This window comes from Methylobacterium sp. J-059, from assembly GCF_022829485.1.
Lineage (GTDB): Bacteria > Pseudomonadota > Alphaproteobacteria > Rhizobiales > Beijerinckiaceae > Methylobacterium.
This window is the reverse complement of the sequence record NZ_JAKSYA010000101.1, coordinates 1-20,992: the sequence shown is the minus strand read 5'-3', so window position 1 is coordinate 20,992 and position 20,992 is coordinate 1. Positions and strand designations below refer to the sequence as shown.

The 20,992-nt window shown below is 71.0% G+C and carries 21 protein-coding genes; 2 read left to right on the top strand and 19 right to left on the bottom strand.

Annotated elements, in window-relative coordinates; genetic code table 11:
- Positions 1-112 precede the first annotated feature (112 nt).
- From proB to MKK55_RS11600, 16 genes are all read right to left on the bottom strand, one after another.
- Positions 113-1,228: a glutamate 5-kinase gene (proB, locus tag MKK55_RS11675; RefSeq protein ID WP_147726611.1), complete on the bottom strand. Its 1,116-nt coding sequence runs from the start codon at positions 1,226-1,228 to the stop codon at positions 113-115.
- Complete coding sequence (locus MKK55_RS11670) at positions 1,225-1,629, bottom strand: type II toxin-antitoxin system VapC family toxin (protein WP_243934823.1); 405 nt, start codon at positions 1,627-1,629, stop codon at positions 1,225-1,227. Before MKK55_RS11670 ends, proB begins: the two co-directional genes overlap by 4 nt.
- A complete protein-coding gene (locus tag MKK55_RS11665; RefSeq protein WP_147842123.1) occupies positions 1,626-1,898 on the bottom strand; it encodes a type II toxin-antitoxin system VapB family antitoxin in 273 nt (90 codons plus the stop codon). Before MKK55_RS11665 ends, MKK55_RS11670 begins: the two co-directional genes overlap by 4 nt.
- Before the next feature lie 60 nt (positions 1,899-1,958).
- Entirely contained in the window at positions 1,959-2,987 is a 1,029-nt protein-coding gene (obgE, locus tag MKK55_RS11660) for a GTPase ObgE (RefSeq protein WP_243934928.1), read from the bottom strand.
- 207 nt (positions 2,988-3,194) lie between these two features.
- Positions 3,195-3,794, bottom strand: a complete 600-nt coding sequence (locus MKK55_RS11655; RefSeq protein WP_243934822.1) for a GNAT family N-acetyltransferase — start codon at positions 3,792-3,794, stop codon at positions 3,195-3,197.
- Positions 3,795-3,992: 198 nt separating this feature from the next.
- Positions 3,993-4,259: a 50S ribosomal protein L27 gene (gene rpmA / locus MKK55_RS11650; RefSeq protein ID WP_147726605.1), complete on the bottom strand. Its 267-nt coding sequence runs from the start codon at positions 4,257-4,259 to the stop codon at positions 3,993-3,995.
- A 62-nt stretch (positions 4,260-4,321) separates the two neighbouring features.
- Positions 4,322-4,648 carry a 50S ribosomal protein L21 gene (gene rplU / locus MKK55_RS11645; protein ID WP_147726603.1) on the bottom strand — a complete coding sequence of 109 codons (327 nt, stop codon included), beginning with the start codon at positions 4,646-4,648 and terminating at the stop codon, positions 4,322-4,324.
- A 271-nt stretch (positions 4,649-4,919) separates the two neighbouring features.
- Complete coding sequence (locus MKK55_RS11640; RefSeq protein ID WP_147842125.1) at positions 4,920-5,882, bottom strand: type II secretion system F family protein; 963 nt, start codon at positions 5,880-5,882, stop codon at positions 4,920-4,922.
- Positions 5,883-5,991: 109 nt separating this feature from the next.
- Positions 5,992-6,969, bottom strand: a complete 978-nt coding sequence (locus MKK55_RS11635; RefSeq protein ID WP_243934821.1) for a type II secretion system F family protein — start codon at positions 6,967-6,969, stop codon at positions 5,992-5,994.
- Complete coding sequence (locus MKK55_RS11630; protein ID WP_243934820.1) at positions 6,966-8,408, bottom strand: CpaF family protein; 1,443 nt, start codon at positions 8,406-8,408, stop codon at positions 6,966-6,968. The genes MKK55_RS11635 and MKK55_RS11630 overlap by 4 nt, the downstream gene beginning before the upstream one ends.
- 126 nt (positions 8,409-8,534) lie before the next feature.
- Positions 8,535-9,779 (bottom strand): CpaE family protein, encoded by a 1,245-nt coding sequence (locus MKK55_RS11625; protein WP_147726599.1) that lies wholly within the window; start codon positions 9,777-9,779, stop codon positions 8,535-8,537.
- Between the two features lie 105 nt (positions 9,780-9,884).
- On the bottom strand, positions 9,885-10,631 hold the full coding sequence (locus MKK55_RS11620; RefSeq protein WP_405042795.1) for a CpaD family pilus assembly protein: 747 nt from the start codon (positions 10,629-10,631) through the stop codon (positions 9,885-9,887).
- Between the two features lie 76 nt (positions 10,632-10,707).
- Positions 10,708-12,246, bottom strand: coding sequence for a type II and III secretion system protein family protein (locus tag MKK55_RS11615; RefSeq protein ID WP_409566054.1), 1,539 nt, complete (start codon positions 12,244-12,246; stop codon positions 10,708-10,710).
- A gap of 38 nt (positions 12,247-12,284) precedes the next feature.
- Positions 12,285-13,076, bottom strand: coding sequence for a Flp pilus assembly protein CpaB (cpaB, locus tag MKK55_RS11610; protein WP_147727594.1), 792 nt, complete (start codon positions 13,074-13,076; stop codon positions 12,285-12,287).
- A 230-nt stretch (positions 13,077-13,306) separates the two neighbouring features.
- On the bottom strand, positions 13,307-13,828 hold the full coding sequence (locus MKK55_RS11605; protein ID WP_405042796.1) for a prepilin peptidase: 522 nt from the start codon (positions 13,826-13,828) through the stop codon (positions 13,307-13,309).
- A gap of 369 nt (positions 13,829-14,197) precedes the next feature.
- Positions 14,198-14,368 (bottom strand): Flp family type IVb pilin, encoded by a 171-nt coding sequence (locus MKK55_RS11600; protein WP_243934818.1) that lies wholly within the window; start codon positions 14,366-14,368, stop codon positions 14,198-14,200.
- A gap of 322 nt (positions 14,369-14,690) precedes the next feature.
- Between MKK55_RS11600 and MKK55_RS11595 the strand changes: the two genes are divergently transcribed.
- Positions 14,691-15,206 carry a pilus assembly protein N-terminal domain-containing protein gene (locus MKK55_RS11595; RefSeq protein WP_243934816.1) on the top strand — a complete coding sequence of 172 codons (516 nt, stop codon included), beginning with the start codon at positions 14,691-14,693 and terminating at the stop codon, positions 15,204-15,206.
- A gap of 27 nt (positions 15,207-15,233) precedes the next feature.
- Here the strand turns inward: MKK55_RS11595 and MKK55_RS11590 are convergent, their stop codons facing one another.
- From MKK55_RS11590 to MKK55_RS11580, 3 genes are all read right to left on the bottom strand, one after another.
- Complete coding sequence (locus MKK55_RS11590; RefSeq protein WP_243934815.1) at positions 15,234-16,358, bottom strand: aminotransferase class V-fold PLP-dependent enzyme; 1,125 nt, start codon at positions 16,356-16,358, stop codon at positions 15,234-15,236.
- 26 nt (positions 16,359-16,384) lie between these two features.
- Positions 16,385-17,482: an S-methyl-5-thioribose-1-phosphate isomerase gene (gene mtnA / locus MKK55_RS11585; RefSeq protein ID WP_147727590.1), complete on the bottom strand. Its 1,098-nt coding sequence runs from the start codon at positions 17,480-17,482 to the stop codon at positions 16,385-16,387.
- A 67-nt stretch (positions 17,483-17,549) separates the two neighbouring features.
- A complete protein-coding gene (locus tag MKK55_RS11580; protein WP_243934814.1) occupies positions 17,550-18,653 on the bottom strand; it encodes a helix-turn-helix transcriptional regulator in 1,104 nt (367 codons plus the stop codon).
- Positions 18,654-18,829: 176 nt separating this feature from the next.
- Here MKK55_RS11580 and MKK55_RS11575 point away from each other — a divergent pair.
- Positions 18,830-20,992, top strand: a 2,163-nt coding sequence (locus MKK55_RS11575; protein WP_243934813.1) for a DNA translocase FtsK, incomplete at its 3' end; no start/stop codon positions are given.

The window sequence follows — 20,992 nt, the reverse complement described above, 5'->3', positions numbered from 1 at the left end:
TACGAAGCTGCGACTTATCTGCATCCTCGGGCAGCACGAAACAAGCGCCGCGGCAAAGATCGGAACGTTTCGAAAGCGCTCGTATCCAGTCATGGACGCTGCGCGACCGGTTCTAGAACATCGCTAAGTCGTCGCGATGCACCATCCAGGCCCGTCCCGGATAGGTGAGCAGGTCGGCGATCTGCGTGCTGGGGCGCCCCTGGATCAGCGCCGCCTCCGTGCTGTCGTAGCCGACGAGGCCGCGGCCCAGCACCCGCCCGGCGCGGTCGCGGATCAGCACGGCGTCGCCCCGGCCGAAGCTGCCCTCGACGCCGCAGACGCCGACCGGCAGCAGGCTCGCCCCACCGTCGAGCGCGCGCGCCGCGCCGTCGTCGATCACCAGGGTGCCGCGCGGCTCGAGCGACCCGGCGATCCAGGTTTTCCGCGCTGCGGTGGGCGTGGAACCGGACAGGAACCAGGTGCAGCGGCCGCCCGCGACGACGCTGCGGAGCGGGTTCTTCTCGCGGCCGTCGGCGATGATCATGTGGGTCCCGCCCGACACCGCGATCTTGGCGGCCTCGACCTTGGTCCGCATGCCGCCCCGCGACAGCTCCGAGGCGGGACCGCCGGCCATCGCCTCGATCTCGGGCGTGATCCGCTCGACCACGGCCAGGTGGCGCGCGTCCGGATCGGCATTCGGGGGGGCGGTGTAGAGGCCGTCGATGTCGGAGAACAGCACCAGCACGTCGGCGCCGATCATCGTGGCGACGCGGGCCGCGAGCCGGTCGTTGTCGCCGTAGCGGATCTCGGAGGTCGCCACCGTGTCGTTCTCGTTGACCACCGGGACCGCGCGCATCTCCAGGAGCTTGAGCACGGTCGCTCGCGCGTTGAGGTAGCGGCGGCGCTCCTCGGTGTCCTGCGGCGTCACCAGGATCTGCCCGGCGACGATGCCGTGGTGGCCCAGCGCCTCGGCCCAGTGCCGCGCCAGCGCGATCTGCCCGACCGAGGCCGCGCCCTGGCTCTCCTCCAGCCGCAGGGCCCCCGGCGCGAAGCCGAGCACGGTGCGCCCGAGCGCGATGCTGCCCGAGGACACCACCAGCACGTCGACCCCGCGGGCATGCAGGTCGGCGATGTCCTCGGCGAGCGCCGCGAGCCAGGCGTGCCGCAGCCGGCCGCGGGCGCGGTCCACCAGCAGGGCCGAGCCGACCTTGATGACGACGCGGCGGAATTGATCGAGGGAGGGGGTCATGACGCCGGGACGTAAGCTGGGACGAGGTCGGTGTGGACGAAGTCGTCGCCCTTGAACAGGAGGGGCGCATCGTGGGCTTTGGAGACGGCGTAGGATTGGCAGTCGGCGAAGTTCAACCGCGCCGGATGCCCTTGTCCCTTCCCGAAGCGCTGGAAGGCATCGGATGCCATGCGGTACATCTGGAGCGTGAAGGCGACCGGCTGCACCGTGGTCCGCAGGATCAGGACCTCCAAAAAATCCTCGGCAAAACCCGGCATCAGCGAGCCCAGCACGATCCTGGCCTCGAGCAACGTCGGGGTTCCGATGATCGCCCGATTCTTGGCGACCAGCGTGTCGAAACGCTCGCCTTCAGGGTCTTCCATCGCAATCGCGACGATCGCCGAGGTGTCGAGCGCGATCATACCGGCAGGCCGTACTCGTCGTAGAGGTAATCATGATCGGTGGGGACGTTCGCGATGCGATGTGCCCGCGCCTCGCGGACCAGCGCTCGGATCACGTCCCGTTCGGCACGTTGCGTCGGTGTCAGGTCATCGTTGACCGTCGCGACGCGGCGGTCGAGCTCTCGCAACGCCGTGACCACCGCCTCGTCGACCGTGGTGCCGGCGCGCTCCGCGAGTTCATGCGCAAGAGCGAAGGCTTCGTCGTTCATGACGATCAGCGCTTCCGTCATCGAAACCTCCACAGGTTCAACAACCTCGGGCGATGCTAACCGACCCGATCACCCCCGTCATCACGGCTGCCAGGCCGCCTCGGGCACCCGATCGGCCTCGGCGGCGGCATCCATCTCGCCCTGGAGCGCACGCAGCGCCTCCGGCACGCCCTGGCCCGAGGCCGAGGACAGGACGAGCGGCTTGCGCTTGGCGGCGCGCTTCAGGCGGGCGACCTGCTCCTTCAGGGTGTCGGCATCGATCGCGTCGGCCTTGGAGAGCGCCACGATCTCGGGCTTGCCGGCGAGGTCCTCGCCGTAGGCCTCCAGCTCGTGCCGGACCATCTTGTAGGCCTTGCCGGCATGCTCGCAGGTGGCGTCGACGAGGTGCAGCAGCACCCGGCAGCGCTCGACATGGGCCAGGAACCGGTCGCCGAGGCCTACGCCCTCGTGTGCGCCCTCGATCAGCCCGGGGATGTCGGCGAGCACGAACTCGCGGGCATCCGAGCGCACGACGCCGAGCCCCGGATGCAGGGTGGTGAAGGGATAGTCGGCGATCTTCGGCTTGGCCGAGGTCACGGTCGCCAGGAAGGTCGACTTGCCGGCGTTCGGCAGCCCGACGAGGCCGGCATCCGCGATGAGCTTGAGGCGCAGCCAGATCCACTGCTCGGTGCCTTCCAGACCCGGATTGGCGTGCTTCGGGGCGCGGTTGGTCGAGGTGGTGAAGTAGGCGTTGCCGAAGCCGCCGTTGCCGCCCTTGGCGAGCCGGACCCGCTGGCCGACCTGGGTCATGTCGGCGATCAGGTGCTCGCCGTCGACCGCCAGGATCTGGGTTCCGGCCGGCACCTTCAGCACCACGTCGGCGCCGTTGGCGCCGTGGCGGTTCGAGCCCATGCCGTGCTCGCCCTTCCGCGCCTTGAAGTGCTGCTGGTAGCGATAGTCGATCAGCGTGTTCAGGCCCTCGACGCACTCGACCCAGACGTCGCCGCCGCGCCCGCCGTCGCCGCCGTTGGGGCCGCCGAACTCGATGAACTTCTCGCGCCGGAACGCGACGCATCCCGCGCCCCCGTCGCCGGAACGGACATAGACCTTGGCTTCGTCGAGGAATTTCACGGTGTCGCTCGTCTTCATGTCGGGGCGCGGGCCACCGGCCCGCCCCGTCTCGTTCACGCCGCGGCGATGCGGCCCCGTCCATCGGCGTCGCGCACGCTGCGCAGCTCCGCCGCGAACCCCGTCGCTTCGGCCTTGGGCCGAGACGGCGAGGGATCGATTCCGATCGATCCGTCCGGCGACGTCAAGGGCGCCGGGCCGATCGCTTCGTCAGGCTGCCCGGTCGCAGCCGGAGACCCCGAACCGGGCCGACCACGCGGCGCGGTCGAGCCGGAAGCGATCGGATGTCAGGTCGCAGCCGCGGACGGGGACATAATCCGTCGCCGTTCCCGTGCGGACGAAGCCGACCTTCTCCAGCACCCTGCGCGACGCCGGGTTCTCCACCCGCGCATCCGCCGACAGCACCGAGCCGCCGGCATAGGCGAAGTAGGCGTGAACCATCGCCTCGGCGGCCTCGGTGGCGAGGCCGCGGCCCCAGAAGGGCCGGCCGAGCCAGTAGCCGAGGCGGGCCCCCTCCGTCGCCGCGTCGGCGCGGATGCCGACGAACCCGACGAGGCCGTCCGGGTCGGACCGGAGCGAGACCGCCATCGCCAGGCCCTCGCCGGCGGCGTTGCAGCGCCGCGCCTCCAGCACGAAGGTCTCGGTCTCCATCCGGTCGATCGGGTGGCGGATCCGCGCCGTCATCTCGGCCACCGCCCGGTCGCCCGCGAGCCGCACGATCGCGTCCACGTCCTTGGCGCGCGGCCAGCGCAGCCACAGGCTGCGGGTCTCGATCCGGAAGACGTCGTCGCGGGTCAGATCGGGGAACATCGTTCGGGCTCCTCCGCCGCGATCCTCCGTAGCGGAGGACCGTTGCGCTGAGACGACGAAAGGGAGGATGGCGCCCCATCCTCCCCCGCGTCTTCCGTTCGACCCCCCGGCCTCGTGGCCAGGATGCGAGAAACAGATCCGCCGGTTCGGTGTGGGACACCGGCGGGGCCTGCTTCGCCTGTTCGAGGCGCCCGCCGTCTACTCTGCCGCTTGCGCGAGCGGCACCACCGCCACGAAGGCGCGGCCGCGCTTGGTCTGGAACTCCACGCGACCCTCGGTCAGCGCGAACAGGGTGTGATCCTTGCCCATGCCGACATTGGTGCCGGGGTGCCACTTGGTGCCGCGCTGGCGCACGATGATGTTGCCCGGAATCACGGCTTCCGAGCCGAACTTCTTCACGCCGAGGCGCTGGCCGGCCGAGTCGCGGCCGTTGCGGGACGAGCCGCCTGCTTTTTTGTGTGCCATGGTTCAGTCTTTCGAATGACGTGGGATCGGAACGTGCGGATCGCGTGGGGGCGGGGTCGCCCTTACGCGCTCTTCGAACCGGCCGAGAGGCCGGTGATGCGCACGACCGTGTGGTGCTGGCGGTGGCCGCGCTTGCGCCGCGAGTTCTGCCGGCGGCGCTTCTTGAAGGCGATGACCTTCTTGTCGCGACCGTGGGAGACGATCTCGCCGGTGACGCTGAAGCCCGACAGGAGCGGCGCGCCGACCTGGGTCGCGTCGCCGTCGGTGAACAGCAGGACCTCGCCGAAGGTCACGGCGGAGCCTTCGTCGCCTTCGAGGCTGGCGATGGTGATGGTGTCGTTCTCGGCAACGCGATACTGCTTGCCGCCCGTCTTGATGACTGCGAACATCGTCTCTCTCGTGGTTCGAACGGCCTCCGGGACGCGCCCTGGACCGACTTCTTATGCATTCGTCGCGATCCGCCCGAAGGGCCGCCGCAACGCGAAACGCACGGCCTTCTGCGAGGAAGCCGCGCGTTGTGCCCGGTGGATAGGGGATCGGCACGCGATCTGTCAAGGATTTGCGGGGGCGAATGCTTGCCCGCATCGCCCTCGAAGAGCGCGCCGCGAGCCCTTCCGAGCCGAGGTGGCGACGCCGGGCGGGAGCGGCGCCCCTCGGGCGTCAGCGCATCGCCTGGATGATCGCCGGGCTGATGATCACCACGAACAGCACCGGCAGGAAGAACAGGATCATCGGCACGGTCAGCTTCGGCGGCAGCGAGGCCGCCTTCTTCTCGGCCTCGTTCATGCGCTGGTCGCGGCTCTCCTGCGCGAGCACGCGCAGCGCTTGGCCGATCGGGGTGCCGTAGCGCTCGGCCTGGATCAGCGCCGTGACGACGGCCTTCACCGGCTCGAGGCCGACGCGCATCGCGAGGTTCTCGTAGGCCTGCCGGCGATCGGGCAGGAACGACATCTCGGCGGTCATCAGGGCGAGCTCCTCCGCCAGCACCACCGAGGTGGCGGCGATCTCGGTGCTGACCTTCCGGAAGGCGTGCTCGATCGCCATGCCCGATTCGACGCAGATCAGCGTCAGGTCGAGGGCATCGGGCCAGGCGAGCTTGATCTCGGCCTTGCGCTTGTTCGACTTGTTGACGAGGTAGAGTTCCGGCGCCTTGATGCCTCCGTAGGCGCAGGCGATGACGATGCCGAGGCGCATCAGGTAGGGCTGGTCCAGCGCCTCCAGCACGAACAGGTAGAACAGCGAGCCCAGCGTCGCCGAGATCGGCATGACCAGGCGGAAGAACAGGAACGTCGTCTCGGATTGCTGGCCGCGATAGCCGGCCATCAGGAGCTTGCGCTTGGCCGTGTCGGTGCCGAGCCAGCGGCGCAGGTCGAACCGCTCGACGACCTGCTTCATGTAGGCCTTGGGCTCGATCCGCAGCGTCGCCTTGGTGTTGAGGCGCTCGCGTTCCCGCCGCCGGATGATCTCGCGCTCGTCGCTGACGAGCTTCATCCGCTTGCCGAGGTTGTCGCTCTCGAGGAACGGCTGCGCCACGGCGAAGGCCGTCGCCGCCACGGCGACCGCGGTCAGCGCGATGCCCATGGTGCGCGGGTCGAAGACCTTATCGGCGATGAGGTCGATCATGGCGATGGGCTTCCGCGAAAGGGCCGTCGGGCTTCGGGTGACGACCGGATGTGATCGAGCCCGGCGCGGCGCGATCCGGGCTGCCGGACGGCGCGGGCCGCAGGCGGGCTCAGATGTCGAACGCGATCATCTTCTTGATGGTGAGGATGCCGATGCTCATCCAGATCGCCGAGCCCAGCAGCGCGAGCTTGCCGAAATTGGTGGTCCAGAGGATCGAGATGTAATCCGGGCTGGTGAAGTAGGTGATGCCCGCGACGAAGAACGGAAGCGCGGCGATGATGCCGGCGGAGGACTTGGCCTCCATGCTCATCGCCTGGACCTTGCCGGCCATCTTGCGACGCTCGCGCAGCACCCGCGACAGGTTGGAGAGCGCCTCGGAGAGGTTGCCGCCCGATTGCTGCTGGATGTTGATCACGATCGCGAAGAAGTTCACCTCCTGCACCGGGACCCGCTCGTAGAGCCGCGAGACCGCCTCGCCGAGCGACAGGCCCAACGCCTGGGTCTCGATGACGACCCGGAACTCCGAGCGCACCGGCTCCTCGGCCTCGCGGGAGACCATGCGGAAGCAGTCGCTGACGGGGATGCCGGTTCGGATGCCGCGCACCACCACGTCGACGGCGTTGGGCAGCTCCTTCGTGAAGTTCGCGATGCGGCGCTTGCGCAGGTGGCGGAGCAGCAGCATCGGCACGCCGAGGCCGCCGACGAAGGTCCCCCCCAGCCCGGCGATCGGGCTCGCGGTGATCATGAGCACGAGCAGGCCGACCACCACCGCGAGGCCCGCGGAGATCATCCAGTAGGTCCGCTCCGACCACGCCAGGCCGGCCCGCGCGATCTTGAGCTCGAGGGTCACCTTGGCGGCGCCCTTGGCCTTGGCCTCGATCTCGCCGAGCGTCTTCGCGACCTGCTCGCGCCGGTTCACGGTGACGCCGCGGATCGCGTTGCCGGCGGCCGAGGCGCTGATCGTCCTGAGGCGCTGCGTCGCCCGCCGCTCGCCCATCAGCAGCGGCATCAGGAAGACGTAGCCGAGGGCGAGCGTGGTCACGAAGACCAGCCCGACGGCGAGCGGGACGTTCGCGGCGGCGTTCACAGCGCACCCGACGCCTCGGCGGCGGCGTCGAGCGCCTCGCCGAGTTGCCGCTCCAGCCCGTAGTAGCGCGCCCGCTCCCAGAATTTCGGCCGGCCGACGCCGGTGGAGCGATGGCGCCCGATCAGCTTGCCGTTGGCATCCTCGCCGACGATGTCGAACAGGAAGACGTCCTGGGTGGTGATGACGTGGCCCTCCATCCCGAGCACCTCGGCGATGTGGGTGATGCGGCGCGAGCCGTCGCGCAGGCGGGTGGCCTGCACCACGACGTCGATCGAGCCGCAGATCATCTCGCGCAGCGTCTTGGAGGGCAGGGTGAAGCCGCCCATCGAGATCATCGACTCGATGCGCGACAGGCACTCGCGCGGGGAGTTGGCGTGCAGCGTTCCCATCGAGCCGTCGTGGCCGGTGTTCATCGCCTGCAGCAGGTCGAACGCCTCCGGCCCGCGCACCTCGCCGACGATGATCCGCTCCGGCCGCATGCGCAGGCAATTCTTGACGAGGTCGCGCATGGTGACCTGGCCTTGGCCCTCCATGTTGGGCGGGCGCGTCTCCAGGCGCACCACGTGCGGCTGCTGAAGCTGCAGCTCCGCCGCGTCCTCGCAGGTGATGACGCGCTCGTCGTGCTCGATGAAGGCGGTGAGGCAGTTCAGCAGGGTGGTCTTGCCCGAGCCGGTGCCGCCGGAGATGACGATGTTGCAGCGCGACCGGCCGATGATCTTCAGGATCTCCGCCCCCTCCGGCGAGATCGCGCCGAAGCGTACGAGCTGGTCGAGGGTGAGCTTGTCCTTCTTGAACTTTCGGATGGTCAGGGCCGGGCCGTCGATGGCCAGCGGCGGCGCGATGACGTTGACGCGGGAGCCGTCCGGAAGGCGCGCGTCGCAGATCGGCGAGGCGTCGTCGACCCGGCGCCCGACCTGGCTGACGATGCGCTGGCAGATGTTCATCAGCTGCTGGTTGTCGCGGAAGCGCACGTTGGTGAGCTGGATCTTGCCGTTCACCTCGATGAAGGCGCGGTTGGCGCCGTTGATCATGATGTCGGCGATGTCGTCGCGGGCGAGCAGCGGCTCCAGCGGGCCGTAGCCGAGCACGTCGTTGCAGATGTCGTCGAGCAGCTCCTCCTGCTCGGCGATCGACAGCACGATGTTCTTGAGGCCGATGATCTCCGAGACGATGTCGCGGATTTCCTCGCGCGCCGCATCGGGCTCGAGGCGCGAGAGCTGCGCGAGGTCGATCGCCTCGATCAGCGCGCCGAAGATCATGCTCTTGGTGCGGTAGTAATCCTCCGAGCGCGGGTTGTCCTGCGCCACCACGGCGGGCGACGCATCCATGCGCTTGCCGGCCACGTTCTCCTGCACCAGCACCGGCGCGGTCGCGCGCAGGGCGGCCGGCGGCGGTGCTGCAGCCGGCGCCGCGGCGGTACCCTGCCTCCTACCGAACATGGGACGAATCCTCGGATCGCGTCGGAAAGGACGGGCGCGCAGGCGTCCGCGCGCATCTGGCTGCGAGGCGCGCGTGGGCCGCATCGCCCGCCGGGGAGGGCACGGCGGCCCGCGAGAGCATCGGCATCAGGACGCCTTCCGGCGCGCGAGCTTCGCGAGGAGCGGCTCGAGCAGGTTGGGGCGGGCGCGCTTCGCCTCCGGCCGTCCCAGCATCGCCGCGGCGAGGTCGGCGAAGATCTCGGCGGCCTTCGAGCCGGCCTGCACCTCCGCGATCATCTGGCCGTTGTTGGCGGCGGTGCCGAACAGCGCCGGGTCGAACGGGATGCTGGCGACGAGCGGCGATTCCAGCGCCTTGGTGAAATCCGCCGCGCCGATCTCGGGACGCTTGGGCACCCCGACGCCGTTCAGGATCACCCGGGGCCGCGCATCGTTGGGCCGGCCCTGCTGCAGCGCGCCGAGCAGGTTCTTGGCGTTGCGCAGGCTGGCGAGATCGGGGCCGGCGACGATCAGGATCTCGTCGGCCCCGGTCAGCACCCGCTTCGACCAGGCGCACCACTGGTGCGGCACGTCGAGGACGATGCAGGGCACGGCCGCACGCAGGTGGTCGATCAGCGCGTCGAAGGCCGGCTCGGACAGGTCGATGGTGCGGTCGAGGCTCGCCGGCGCCGAGAGCAGGCTGAGCTGGTCGCTGCATTTCGAGAGCAGGCGCTCGACCAGCGCCGAATCGAGGCGCTCGGGCGCGAACACCGCCTCGGCGACGCCCTGCGGCGGATCCTGGTTGAAGTTGAGCGAAGCGGTGCCGAAGGCGATGTCGAGGTCGGCGATCACCGTCTGCGCGCCCTGGCCGCGGGCGATCGACCAGGCGAGGTTGTGGGCGACCGTCGAGGCGCCGATGCCGCCCTTGACGCCGTAGACCGCGATGGTCCGCCCGACCGGCTTGACCCCGGGGGCGGCGAACAGGTCCGAGAGCGAGGCGATCAGCGTCAGCGGCTCGACCGGCGCCATCAGGTAGTCGCTGACGCCGCGCTGGATGAACTGGCGATACAGCGTCACGTCGTTGACGTGCCCGATGACGAGCACCCGGGTGCCGGCGTCGCAGACTTCGGCGAGGGCGTCGAGGCATTCCATCGGCCGGGATTTCGGACCCTGCGTCTCGATGATGATGACGTTGGGGGTCGGCGCGTGGCGGTAGGCTTCGACCGCGGCCGCGCCGCCCCCCATCTGGACCTTGAGGTGGGCCTTCTGCATGCGCCGGTCCGTCCCGGCGCTCTCGATCATCGCAGCGGTCTCCGCGACCTCGCAGAACGCCTGGATCGTGATCCGGGGCACCGGGGCGATCATCCGCTCAGATGTCTCGGGGTGGTCCGCCATGACGAGGCCTTCGGGTTCGGGTTCTTGAGTCTGGGGTCTAGGTCTTAAGTCTTAACGTTTGGGTCTCTGGGTCGGCGGAGCCGGGGCGTGGCGCCGCGCGGCGGCTCACTCGCTGACCGAGGACTTCACGCTCGTCTTGCCATCCTGGCGCCAGGCGGTTGACGGATCCTTGCCCTCGCGAAGCTGGCCGATGTCCTTGACCCGGCGGATCGTGTCGATGCGGCCCTCGGGACGCCCGCGCACCAGGTCGACCGGGTCGGCGACCTGGGCGGCGATCGTCGCCTGGGTGGAGCAGCCGAGGTTCCACGACGGCTGATTGCGGAAGTTCGCGATCGGGCTGCTCTCGCCGAGGTCCTGGGGCCACAGCCCGCACTTGTCGGCGACGCGCGCCTCCATGCGGTGGAAGCTGAGGCGGATCGGGCTGGCGAGGCCGGGATCGGCGACCGGGTAGCCGGAGACCACGATCTCGCGGGCCGGCACGCCGCCCTCGGCGCCGAGCCGGCGGATGGCGGCGGCGGTGCGCTCGACGCCGGCGCCGACGGAAGGGGCCACCCCGCGCGGCAGGTCGATCACGAGGCTGCCGCGGCCGTAGCGGCGATATTCCAGCAGGAACGCGTCGATGTCGGCGGCCTGCCGCGGGTCGAGGTGCCCGACCCCGGTGACGAACACGTCGAGGACGCGGCTGCCGTCGGCGAGCACGATCGGATGGCGGGCGCGATAGTCGGCGGGCGCGATCGAGCCGGTGACGGCACGGTCGGAATGGCAGGCGCCGAGCGAGCCGCCGACGGAGGCGGCGAGCATGGCGAGGGCCAGGGTGCGTCGGGCGGGGGAGGGCAGGCCGGGCAACGTCATCGGTTCGGTCCTGGGGCGGGGCGACGCCGGGGCGGAGGAGGGAAGTCGCGCGGGGCGGGGCACCGCGGGGCGAGGATCAGTCGGTGATGAAGCCGACGCGGCCGCGATAGCCGCGCCCGAGCGGAGCGGTGCCGGCGGTGCCGTAGACCCGGTTGATCTGCCCGAGCAGGATCGCCTGGCCGTCGGTGGCGTCGACGAAGGCGTCGTCGGGGCGCGTCACCTGCCGGGGCTCCATCGCCTTGGCGATGTAGGGGGTGACCATGATCATCAGCTCGGTCTCCTGCCGCTGGTAGTCGCGCGAGCGGAACAGGGCACCGAGGATCGGCAGGTTGACGAGGCCGGGCAGGCCGTTGATCGCCGCCTTGCTCTTCTGCTGGATCAGGCCCGCGGTCATCATCGTGGCGCCCGAGGCGAGCTCGACCGTCGTCTCGGACTTGCGCACCGTCAGGCCCGGAACGGCCGAGGTCGTGTTGCCGCTGACGAACGAGTAGGAGTTCTGCGGGTCGATCTCGCTCACCGACGTGCCGACGCGCACGGAGATGCGGTTCTCGGCCATCACCACCGGCGTGAAGTTGAGGGTGACGCCGTAGGGCTTGAAGGAGATGCCGACGACGCAGGTCGGCTGGGTCCCCGCGACGAGGCTCGGCGTGCAGCTCTGGCTCGACGGGACCGGCAGCTCGCCGCCGGCGGTGAAGTTCGCCGACTCGCCCGAGATCGCGGTGAGCGTCGGCTCGGCGAGAACGCGCGAGACGCCGGCCTGCTCGAACGCACGCAGCGTCGCCGTGATGCTCGCGCCGCCGGTGCCGTTGATCGTGCCCGAGAGCAGGTTCCCGGCCGGGAACTGGCCGCCCGAGAGCGAGAGCGGCGTCACGTTGGCGAGGTTGAGCCCCGACCAGCTGCCGCTGAGGTTGATCCCGAACTGCTTGAGGACGGTGCGCGCGACCTCGACCACGGTGACGCGCAGCATCACCTGGTCCTTGTTGCGGATCGTCAGGTTGTTGATCACCGCGCCGCGGGCTCCGGCGCCGCCACCGCCGGCGGCGCCGCCGGACACGCCGACGAAGGCGTTGGCGATGTCGATCGCCTGCTGCGCCTCGGACGAGGAGCCGACCGAGCCGGACAGCAGGATCGAATCGCCGGTGACGCGCACGTCGAAGCGGCCGCCGGGAATGCTCTGGCCCAGGAGCTGGCGCAGCGCCCCGAGCTTGAGGTCGCGCGCCACCGTCACGTCGAGCGCCGCGATCTGGCGGCCTTCCGCGTCGAGGATGAAGATCGAGGTCGCGCCGTCGGCCATGCCGATGACGAAGACCTTGCGGGTCGAGCGCACCACCGCGTTGGCCACCGCCGGGTTGGCCACGAACACCTCCTTGGCGTCGCGCGGCAGGTCGACGATCACGGAGCGGCCCGCGGTCAGCTCGATCTTGCGGGTCGTGCTCGCCTCCGCCTGCCCGACGGACAGGACCGGGGCGGGCCCGAGCACCGCGCGCTCCTGCGCCGCCGCAGGAGCGGTGCCGAAGGCCGTCAGGAGGGCGAGCAGGCCGGCGAGCGGGCTCGCCAGAGGATGCGTGAGGTGGCTCGCGGGATGGCCGGCGAGCGTCGGTCCGGAATCCGTCATCGGCTGCACCTCGTCGTGCGGTTCGGGCATCGGGGGGCTCACCGGGTCTGCTGCCGGCTGACGCCGAAGCGCATCACCGTCAGGGCCGCTTCCTGAGGTGCGGCCTCGGCTTCCGGCGGGCGGCCGGAATCGGCCAGGCTGCGCAGGGCGAGGGAGAGGGAGCCGACCTTCTGGGCCAGCGTGATCTTCTCGGCCTGGCCGGGGGTCAGGGCGAGGGTCGCGGTCTCGCCGGTGACGACGTTGGTGCCGTTCTTCTCCTGGATCAGCTGGCCGACCGCGAGCACGCGCACGTCGGTGAGGATGGTCTGGGAGACCTGCACATCGCTGCCGGTCGCCTTGGAATTGTCCTCGTCGCGGAAGGTGCGAATCACGTCCACCCGGTCGTTGGGCAGGATGAAGCCGCCGGCCGAGTTGGTGCCGCGGCTGTCGGTGACGATCGCGACGGCGCGCATCCCGGAGGGCAGGATCGCGGCCATGAAGCCGCTGTCGGGCCGCACGAGCTTCTGCGGGCGGATCGGCTCGCCGGCCAGGAAGGCCGAGCGGATCGTCGCGCCGGCCGTCTCCTCCAGCGCCTTCGGCACGTCCTTGCGGGTGATGTAGCCGGGGGTCAGCGCGTCGTCGGGCCATTTCTGCCAGCGCAGGTCGGCGACCTGGAGCACCTGACCCATGGGCAGCTCGGCGGCCGCGACCAGCACCTCGGTCGTCGGCGGCGCGGGCGCCTCGACCCTGACGACGGGCGGGGGCGGCGGATCGCCGCCGCTCATCAGGAAAGCCGCTCCACCGCCCGCGACGAGGGCGATGGCGAGGACGGCAAGACGCGCTGGTTTCATCGTCGGGCCAAAGCATGGAACGGCAGGGTCGCCGCCCGTTGACCGACGTTAGGGCCGAATTCCTCAAATTAGGGTTAAGAAGGCATGACCATCGCGTTTCGTCCGATGTCCGAGGACGGTCTGACCGGACGGCACGGTGAATGACGCGGTTCCGGCCGCCTAACGCGGTCGTCCGCCCGTGGCGCCGATCTTCATCGTCAGTCGGTGCCGCTGGCAGCTCGGTTCGGGGCTCAGCCGCCGAGGGCGCGGGTCCAGACCAGGGTCTCGGGCAGGATCACCAGCGCGGAGGCCGCGAGCGCGATCCCGTAGGGAATGCCGGTCTTCGCGTCGTGTAGGTGCAGCGCGAAGGGCAGGCGGGCGACGACGGAGGGCAGGGGATGGCTGCGCGCCAGGAGGATCGCCAGCGTCAGCGCCCCACCGAGGATCGAGGCGACGAGCAGGTAGTCGAGAAGCTGGTCGAACCCGATCCAGAGCGCGGTCGAAGCCGCGAGCTTGGCGTCGCCGCCGCCGATCTTGCCCAGCGAGAACAGGGTGAAGGTGACGGCGAGCACCAGCGCGCCGGCCGCGAGATGCATCCCGATCTCGGGAAGGCTGAACAGGCCGGTGGCGGCGACCACGCAGAAGCCGGCGATGAGGGCCAGCGAGATCCGGTTCGGGATCAGCATGGTGAGAAGGTCGCTCGCCGCAGCGTAGGCCATGAAGAACGGGAAGACGATCAGGAGGCCGAAGCTCGCCAGACCGGTGCTAGCCATCACGCTTGCCATGACCGTTGCCATCATCCTTGCGATCGCGGTCGATTCGACCGTCGATGGGGTGTCCAAGTCGCGAGTGTCGGGCGCGGGCGTGAAGAAACCGCAAATTCCGACCGAGGTCGCGCCCGGACGCACGGGCCCGAGATCGCGGACGACGCGAAGCCGATCCCGCAGGGGCGGGATCGGCTTTGGCCCGCGGCGGGGCAGGGCATGCGCGCGCGCGAGGGACGCACCGCACCCCGACTTCACGGCCCGTGTCCACAGTGACGGTCCGTCGGCCCGAGCCCCGATCCCCTGGCCGCCTCCCGTGGGAGGGCCGGGAGACCGGGACGTTGCCGCCGACTGCGCCGTTTCCGATGGACGCGAAGCCTAACCGTTAGCGAGCTGGTTCGAGACGCCGTTGAAGGTATTCTTGAGCTTGGAGCCCATGGTGGTCAGCGCGCCGATGATGACCACGGCGACGAGGGCGGCGATCATGCCGTATTCGATCGCGGTGGCGCCGGACTCGTCCGATGCGAAGTTCTTGAACATGGTCTTCATGGCTGCAATCCTTGGTCGAAACACTTGCGAGGTAACCGTCGAAGATCTGTTGTTTCGATCGGCGGCAGATGGAGGATGCCGAACCCGCCTTGCCATTCGGTTAAGTCGGTCCGCGAAAGCGCTAAATCGAGGCACGACCGCCCGCATGGTGAAGAAAGCGTCAAGTCTTCGGCGCTCCGCCCCGGCACCGGCTTAGCGGTTCCTTCACCAATAAGGTGTTGCCTGGAGGCGAACGGGATGCGCGCCTCGGCGCGTCGCACCGCTCTGCAGGCACCACGCCCGCGCGACGCGCCTCCAGCGTATTGATGAGTCCCAGCAGCCGATGCGCCTCACCCAGCCCCACCGCCCGTCCCGTGCCCGCTCGGTCAAGCGCCTGCCGGGCGTCGCCCTCGCCGCCGCGCTCGCCTTCGCGACGGCCCCCGCGCTGCGGGCGGAAACCCTGCCCGTCGTCACCGTGATGGTCGACAACGCCAAGGTCATGCGCCTGCCCGAGCGCACGCAGACGGTGATCGTTGGCAACCCGATCATCGCCGACGTCACGCTGCAGAAGAACGGCGTGCTGGTGCTGACCGGCAAGAGCTTCGGCGCGACCAACCTGATCGCCCTCGACGCCGCCGGCGCGATGCTGGCCGAGACGACGATCCGGGTGGAAGCCTCGCAGGCTTCGGTGATCACCATCCAGCGCGGCGCCGAGGAGCGGAACTCGTATTCCTGCACGCCGTACTGCCAGCCTTCGGTGCAGCTCGGCGATTCGACCAAGTATTTCGGCGACGTCAGCGGCCAGGCCGAGACCCGCCGCAACCTCGCCACCGCCGGGTCGACGGGCCCCGGGCGCTGACATTCCCGCCCGACCGCAGGCCGATTTCTAGCCGCGACCGGGCAGCACCGCCTCCAGCGCCGCCAGGACGCGGCACAGGTCGGCCTCGTCGACAAAGACGTGCGGGCTGATCCGCAGGCGGCCGAGCCGGGCGCTGACGAATACGTTCCGGCTTCGCAGCTGCGCGACGAGATCCTCGGCGTCGGCACCCGGCACCGTGAGGCCCAGGATGTGCGGGCTGCGCAGCGCGCGCGGCGGCACCGCGAGGCCGAGGGCCTGCACGCCTTCGGCGAGGCGGTCGGTCAAGTCCCGGAGCCGGCCTTCGATCGCCGCCACGCCCCAGCCCGCTACGAGTTCCAGGCCCGTGGCCGCCATCGGCAGGCCGACCGGATCGTGGCATTCGCCGCGGTCGTAGCGGCGTGCGCCCGTGACCGGCGGGCGGTTCCCGGCATGCTCGGAGAGGGGCCGTCCCTCCCGCCGATGCGGTGCGGCGTAGAGGAAGGCGAGGCTGTAGGGGCCGAGCACCCACTTGTAGGTCGGGAAGGCCAGGAAATCGGGCTTCAACCGAGCCACGTCGATCGGCATCGCGCCGACCGCCTGGGTCGCGTCCACCACCAGGGCGGCGCCGGCCGCGCGGACGGCCGGGGCGAGACGGTCGAGGTCGATGATTGTCCCGTCCGCCCAGTGCAGCGGCGTCAGGGTCGCGACCGCGAGCGGCGGCGCACCGCGGCGGGCGATCGCTTCGAGGAGCGCCGCCGTCCAGTCGCCGGCGTCCGGGCGCGGCACCGCCTCGACCACCATGCCGGCCTCCGCGGCGAGGCGGTCGAAGGCCAGGCAGAGCGACGGAAACTCCTCGGCGACGCGCAGGATGCGCCCGCCCGGCACCGGTGTGATCGCCCGCGCCGCGATCGCGATGGCGTCGGCGACCGAGCCGACGACGGCGACGGCGTCCGCCGGAGCGCCGATCAGGGCCGCCGCCGCGCACCGCGCCCGCTCGGTCCAGGGCGGCACCTCGGAGCGTGGATGGGCCCAGGGCAGGCTCTTCACCCGCATGCCGGCCTCGCCCGCCTCGCGCACGCTGCGCGGAAGCGGCGTCCAGGCGGCGGCATCGAGGTAGGCGACCTCCGCCGGCATCTCGAACAGGTGCCGCTGGCAGGCGAGGGGCGAAGCCATGGGCGCGCTCATCGACGGGTCGCCGCTCAGGCGGCGCGGCGGCGCTCGGGATAGAGGCCGAGCAGGCCCTCGGCATCGGCCCGCGCGATGCCGCGCTCGGTGATCAGGCCGGTGACGAGGCGTCCGGGGGTGACGTCGAAGGCCGGGTTGGCGACCGGGCTGCCCGGCGAGACCACCTGGATCGTGGCGAAGCCGCCATCCTCGAGCCGCCCGGTGAGATGGGTGACCTCGCGCGCGTCGCGCTCCTCGATCGGGATCTCGGCGACGCCGTCCTGCAGGGTCCAGTCGATCGTCGAGAACGGGAGCGCCACGTAGAACGGGATGCCGTTGTCGTGGGCGGCGAGGGCCTTCAGGTAGGTGCCGATCTTGTTGCAGACGTCGCCCGACGCGGTGGTGCGGTCCGAGCCGACGATGCAGAGATCGACCTGCCCGTGCTGCATCAGGTGGCCGCCGGCGTTGTCGGCGACGACGGTGTGCGGCACCCCGTGGCCGTTGAGCTCGAACGCGGTCAGCGCCGCGCCCTGGTTGCGGGGCCGGGTCTCGTCGACGATCACGTGGACCGGCACGCCGGCCTCGTGCGCGACGTAGATCGGCGCCAGCGCCGTGCCCCAGTCGACGGTGGCGAGCCAGCCGGCGTTGCAATGGGTCAGGACGTTGACCGTCCGGCCAGTCCGCCGCGCGATCTCGGCGATCAGGCCGACGCCGTGGTTGCCGATGGCGCGGCAGCTCGCCACGTCCTCCTCGGCGATGCGGCCGGCCTCGGCGAAGGCGCGGGCGAATCGCTCGGGCGCCTGGACCTGGCGCAGGTTCCCCGCGACCCGGTCGAGCGCCCAGCGCAGGTTGATCGCCGTCGGGCGGGTCGCGGCCAGCGCCGCCACCGCGTGGTCGAGGCCGGCATTCGAAGCATCCTCGCGCATCGCGAAGGCCAGGCCGTAGGCGGCGGTCACGCCGATCAGCGGCGCGCCGCGCACCACCATGGTGCGGATCGCGCGCGCGGCGTCGTCGAGGCTCGCCAGCCGCTGCAGCTCGAAGGCGAAGGGCAGGCGGGTCTGGTCGATCACCTGGACGCTGACGCCGTCCGCGTCGGGGAAGATAGTCCTGTAGGGTCGGCCGTCGATCTTCATGATGACGGTCTGCCATATCGAAACGCGTTTTGCACCACCGCGCGCGCGTTCCGCGGGATCCCGAAGGTCAGGTCGGGTCGCGCCCGATCGCCGCGCCGGTGAGCATCGCGACGAGGTCGGCCTGGCGGGCGGTGCCGGTCTTGGCGAAGATCGCCTTCAGCTGCGTGCGGATGGTCGCCGACGAGACGCCGTGCACGTCGGCCAGCGTGCCGACCGTGTGCCCGTTCGTCAGCCCGCGGGCGACGCGCGCTTCTGCGGGGGTGAGGTCGAACAATCCCTGCATCAGCTCCGCCGGAAGGGCCCGGCCCTGCCGGAGATCCGCCACGACGAGGATCGTCGCCGCGGCGGCGAACACGTCGCGGGCGGCCCCGCGCACCGGCACGAGGTGGGCGATCATCGCACCGCGATCGGCCCGCGCCGCGATCGGGATGGAGGCGACGGTGTTCGGGTCGCCGGCCTGCACCGGCGCCGCGAGCGCGCGGACGAGGAGGCCGTCCGCGCGCGGGTCCGTCAGGTGGACGCGATCGGACCGATCCTGGGCGACGGAGGGCACGAGGCCGGCGAACAGGCCGTTGGCGGCGATCACCCGGTTCCCCGGTGACAGGACCGTGGCCGGCAGGCCGAGCAGGTCGAGGGCCGAGACGACGCTGCGGGCCTGCGCCAGTCCGAGGCGGGCGGCGATCAGCCCGGCGCGGGCGAGGTGCGCGCGCAGGGGATCGAGGGCGCGCACGGTCTCCGGCGTGAACGGCCCCGCCGCGAAGGCCCGTTCCCAGGAGAAGATCACGGCATCCTCCCCCACCGTCGGGATGGCGACGCCGGTGCACCAGCCGAGGCCGCGGGCCCGCAGGAACCCGTACATCGGGTCCGCGTCCATCTCCGCATGGGTGAACAGGTCGAGGTCGTGGACGAAGCCCGAATGGCCGAGCGCCAGCGCGCGGCCCGGGCGCGGGTTCACCGCCATCAGGCCGGTGGCGATCGCCTCCGGCAGGTGCGTCAGGAGGGCGCCGGTGGCGCGCCATCGGGGGCCGTGCCGCCCCTCGGCGAGGATGATGGCCCCGACGGACCCCGTCGCGGCGGCGATCCGGTCGAGCACCTCCGGCCAGATCTCGGGCACGACGGCGGCTTCATAGATCAGGTCGACCAGGGCGTCGAACTCGGCGGGGGCAAGCATCGTCGGTCTTCCCAGGCGGCCCGGAAGCCCGGCCGGGGGGAAAGGGAAGCGTTTCCGATCCGGGCCGTCCTCGCAAGGGCAAAGCCCGGGACGTGAAGGATTTTTCAACCTTAAATGCGCGTTAACGTAAGGCGCCTAGCCTCCGGGGCAGAGTCTCCTTTCGCGTCCGGTCCCGCATGCGCTCGCTTCGCCGCTCCGCGTCGCCCTACGATACCTTCGTCGACACGCTGCGCCCGTTCCTGGCGCGGCGGCTGACGGAACTCGGTGGGCTCGTCCTGTTCACGGGCGCGATCGCGCTGACGGTCGCCCTCGCGACGTGGTCGATCGACGACCCGAGCCTCAACCACGCCACCGACCACGTCGCGCACAACGTGCTCGGCCAGCCCGGGGCGGTGGTCTCGGATCTCGCCATGCAGATCCTCGGGCTCGGTGCGCTCGCCTTCGTGCTGCCGCCGGCGCTGTGGGGCGTCCGGCTGATGCGCGAGCGCGACCTGCCGAACGGCGGCATGCGCATCGCCCTGTGGATCATCGGCTTCTGCGCCGCGAGCGCGGTGGCCAGCGCCCTGCCGCCGACCGCCCGCTGGCCGCTGCCGACCGGGCTCGGCGGGGTCGCCGGCGACGCGCTAATGTCGGCCGCGCGCACCATCGTCGGCGCGATCTCGCAGGCCGGCGCGGCCCTCGTCGGCTTCGTCTACGCCGGCGTCGCGATCCTCAGCCTGACGGCCGCGTGCCGGGTCGCCCCCGGCCTCGACGAGGCGGAGGACGACGTGGCCCCCGCGATGGCGCGGGCCGACCGCCCGCGCCGCACCCATCCGGACGCGGCGCAGGATCGTCGATACGACGACCGCGACGAATCCGACGAGCCGGGTCTCGGGATCGTCGGGTTCGGCACCGTGCTCCAGGCGGCGATGCGCGGTCGCGCGGCCCTGGCCGAACGCTGGGAGATGTGGCGGGCGCAACGCGCCGGCCTCGGCGCGCTCAGCTATGCCGGCGCCTCGCCGGCCCTGGCCGCCCGCCGCGCCTTCTCCGACGAGGACCTGCCCTGGGCGAGCCAGCTCCCCAACGGCGGCCGCGCGGCCGAGCCGCGCCGCGAGCCGGTGTTCGAGCCGCGCGCCGACCAGGCCACGGCTCCGGCCGCGCCCCACGCCGCGCCTGCGCCGCAGGGCCGGCGCCCGCTGCCCGTCGTCCACGACGACGAGGATTTTGAGGGCGAGGATTTCAGGGGCGAAGATTTCAGGGGCGAGGACGAGCCGACCCCCGTGCCGGCGGAGGCCGCGGCCTCCCGCGTCTCCGCACCGGTGGCGCCGGTGGCGCCCGCGCGCCGCCCGGCGCCGGCCAGCGGCCGGGACGATTACCGCCATCCCGCGCTCGACCTCCTGGCCGAGCAGCGCGGCCCGTCGCAGGCGAGCCTGGTCTCGGCCGACGCGCTGGAGCAGAACGCGACGCTGCTGGAAGCCACGCTCGGCGATTTCGGCGTGCGCGGCGACATCCTCGCGGTGCGCCCCGGCCCGGTCGTGACCCTCTACGAGCTCGAGCCGGCGCCCGGCACCAAGTCCTCCCGCGTCATCTCGCTCGCCGACGACATCGCCCGCTCGATGTCGGCGGTCTCGGCCCGCGTCGCGGTCGTGCCCGGCCGCAACGCCATCGGCATCGAGCTGCCGAACGCGCGGCGCGAGACCGTGTACCTGCGCGAGCTCCTGGCCTCGGCCGACTTCGTCGAGACCAAGCACAAGCTCGCGCTGTGCTTGGGCAAGAACATCGGCGGCGAGCCGATCATCGCCGATCTCGCCCGCATGCCGCACCTGCTGGTGGCCGGCACCACCGGCTCGGGCAAGTCGGTGGCGATCAACACCATGATCCTCTCGCTCCTCTACCGGATGAAGCCGGAGGAGTGCCGCCTGATCATGGTCGACCCGAAGATGCTGGAGCTGTCGGTCTACGACGGCATCCCGCACCTGCTCTCCCCCGTCGTCACCGACCCGAAGAAGGCGGTCATCGCACTCAAGTGGGCGGTGCGCGAGATGGAGGAGCGCTACAAGAAGATGTCCAAGGTCGGCGTGCGCAACATCGACGGGTTCAATGCCCGGCTCGAGGAGGCGCGCCTGCGCGGCGAGGTGCTGACCCGCACCGTCCAGACCGGCTTCGACCGGCAGACCGGCGAGGCCGTCTACGAGAACGAGGAGATGGACCTCTCCCCGCTGCCCTACATCGTGATCGTGGTCGACGAGATGGCCGACCTGATGATGGTGGCCGGCAAGGACATCGAGGGGGCGATCCAGCGCTTGGCGCAGATGGCGCGCGCGGCGGGCATCCACCTGATCATGGCGACGCAGCGTCCG

Excerpts from the sequence above, each read along its gene's own strand:
- proB (WP_147726611.1), bottom strand. The coding sequence starts at position 1,228 with ATGACCCCCTCCCTCGATCAATTCCGCCGCGTCGTCATCAAGGTCGGC.
- MKK55_RS11670 (WP_243934823.1), bottom strand. The coding sequence starts at position 1,629 with ATGATCGCGCTCGACACCTCGGCGATCGTCGCGATTGCGATGGAAGAC.
- MKK55_RS11665 (WP_147842123.1), bottom strand. The coding sequence starts at position 1,898 with ATGACGGAAGCGCTGATCGTCATGAACGACGAAGCCTTCGCTCTTGCG.
- MKK55_RS11655 (WP_243934822.1), bottom strand. The coding sequence starts at position 3,794 with ATGTTCCCCGATCTGACCCGCGACGACGTCTTCCGGATCGAGACCCGC.
- rpmA (WP_147726605.1), bottom strand. The coding sequence starts at position 4,259 with ATGGCACACAAAAAAGCAGGCGGCTCGTCCCGCAACGGCCGCGACTCG.
- rplU (WP_147726603.1), bottom strand. The coding sequence starts at position 4,648 with ATGTTCGCAGTCATCAAGACGGGCGGCAAGCAGTATCGCGTTGCCGAG.
- MKK55_RS11640 (WP_147842125.1), bottom strand. The coding sequence starts at position 5,882 with ATGATCGACCTCATCGCCGATAAGGTCTTCGACCCGCGCACCATGGGC.
- MKK55_RS11630 (WP_243934820.1), bottom strand. The coding sequence starts at position 8,408 with ATGTTCGGTAGGAGGCAGGGTACCGCCGCGGCGCCGGCTGCAGCACCG.
- MKK55_RS11625 (WP_147726599.1), bottom strand. The coding sequence starts at position 9,779 with ATGGCGGACCACCCCGAGACATCTGAGCGGATGATCGCCCCGGTGCCC.
- MKK55_RS11620 (WP_405042795.1), bottom strand. The coding sequence starts at position 10,631 with ATGACGTTGCCCGGCCTGCCCTCCCCCGCCCGACGCACCCTGGCCCTC.
- MKK55_RS11615 (WP_409566054.1), bottom strand. The coding sequence starts at position 12,246 with ATGACGGATTCCGGACCGACGCTCGCCGGCCATCCCGCGAGCCACCTC.
- cpaB (WP_147727594.1), bottom strand. The coding sequence starts at position 13,076 with ATGAAACCAGCGCGTCTTGCCGTCCTCGCCATCGCCCTCGTCGCGGGC.
- MKK55_RS11605 (WP_405042796.1), bottom strand. The coding sequence starts at position 13,828 with ATGGCTAGCACCGGTCTGGCGAGCTTCGGCCTCCTGATCGTCTTCCCG.
- MKK55_RS11600 (WP_243934818.1), bottom strand. The coding sequence starts at position 14,368 with ATGAAGACCATGTTCAAGAACTTCGCATCGGACGAGTCCGGCGCCACC.
- MKK55_RS11595 (WP_243934816.1), top strand. The coding sequence starts at position 14,691 with ATGCGCCTCACCCAGCCCCACCGCCCGTCCCGTGCCCGCTCGGTCAAG.
- MKK55_RS11590 (WP_243934815.1), bottom strand. The coding sequence starts at position 16,358 with ATGGCTTCGCCCCTCGCCTGCCAGCGGCACCTGTTCGAGATGCCGGCG.
- mtnA (WP_147727590.1), bottom strand. The coding sequence starts at position 17,482 with ATGAAGATCGACGGCCGACCCTACAGGACTATCTTCCCCGACGCGGAC.
- MKK55_RS11580 (WP_243934814.1), bottom strand. The coding sequence starts at position 18,653 with ATGCTTGCCCCCGCCGAGTTCGACGCCCTGGTCGACCTGATCTATGAA.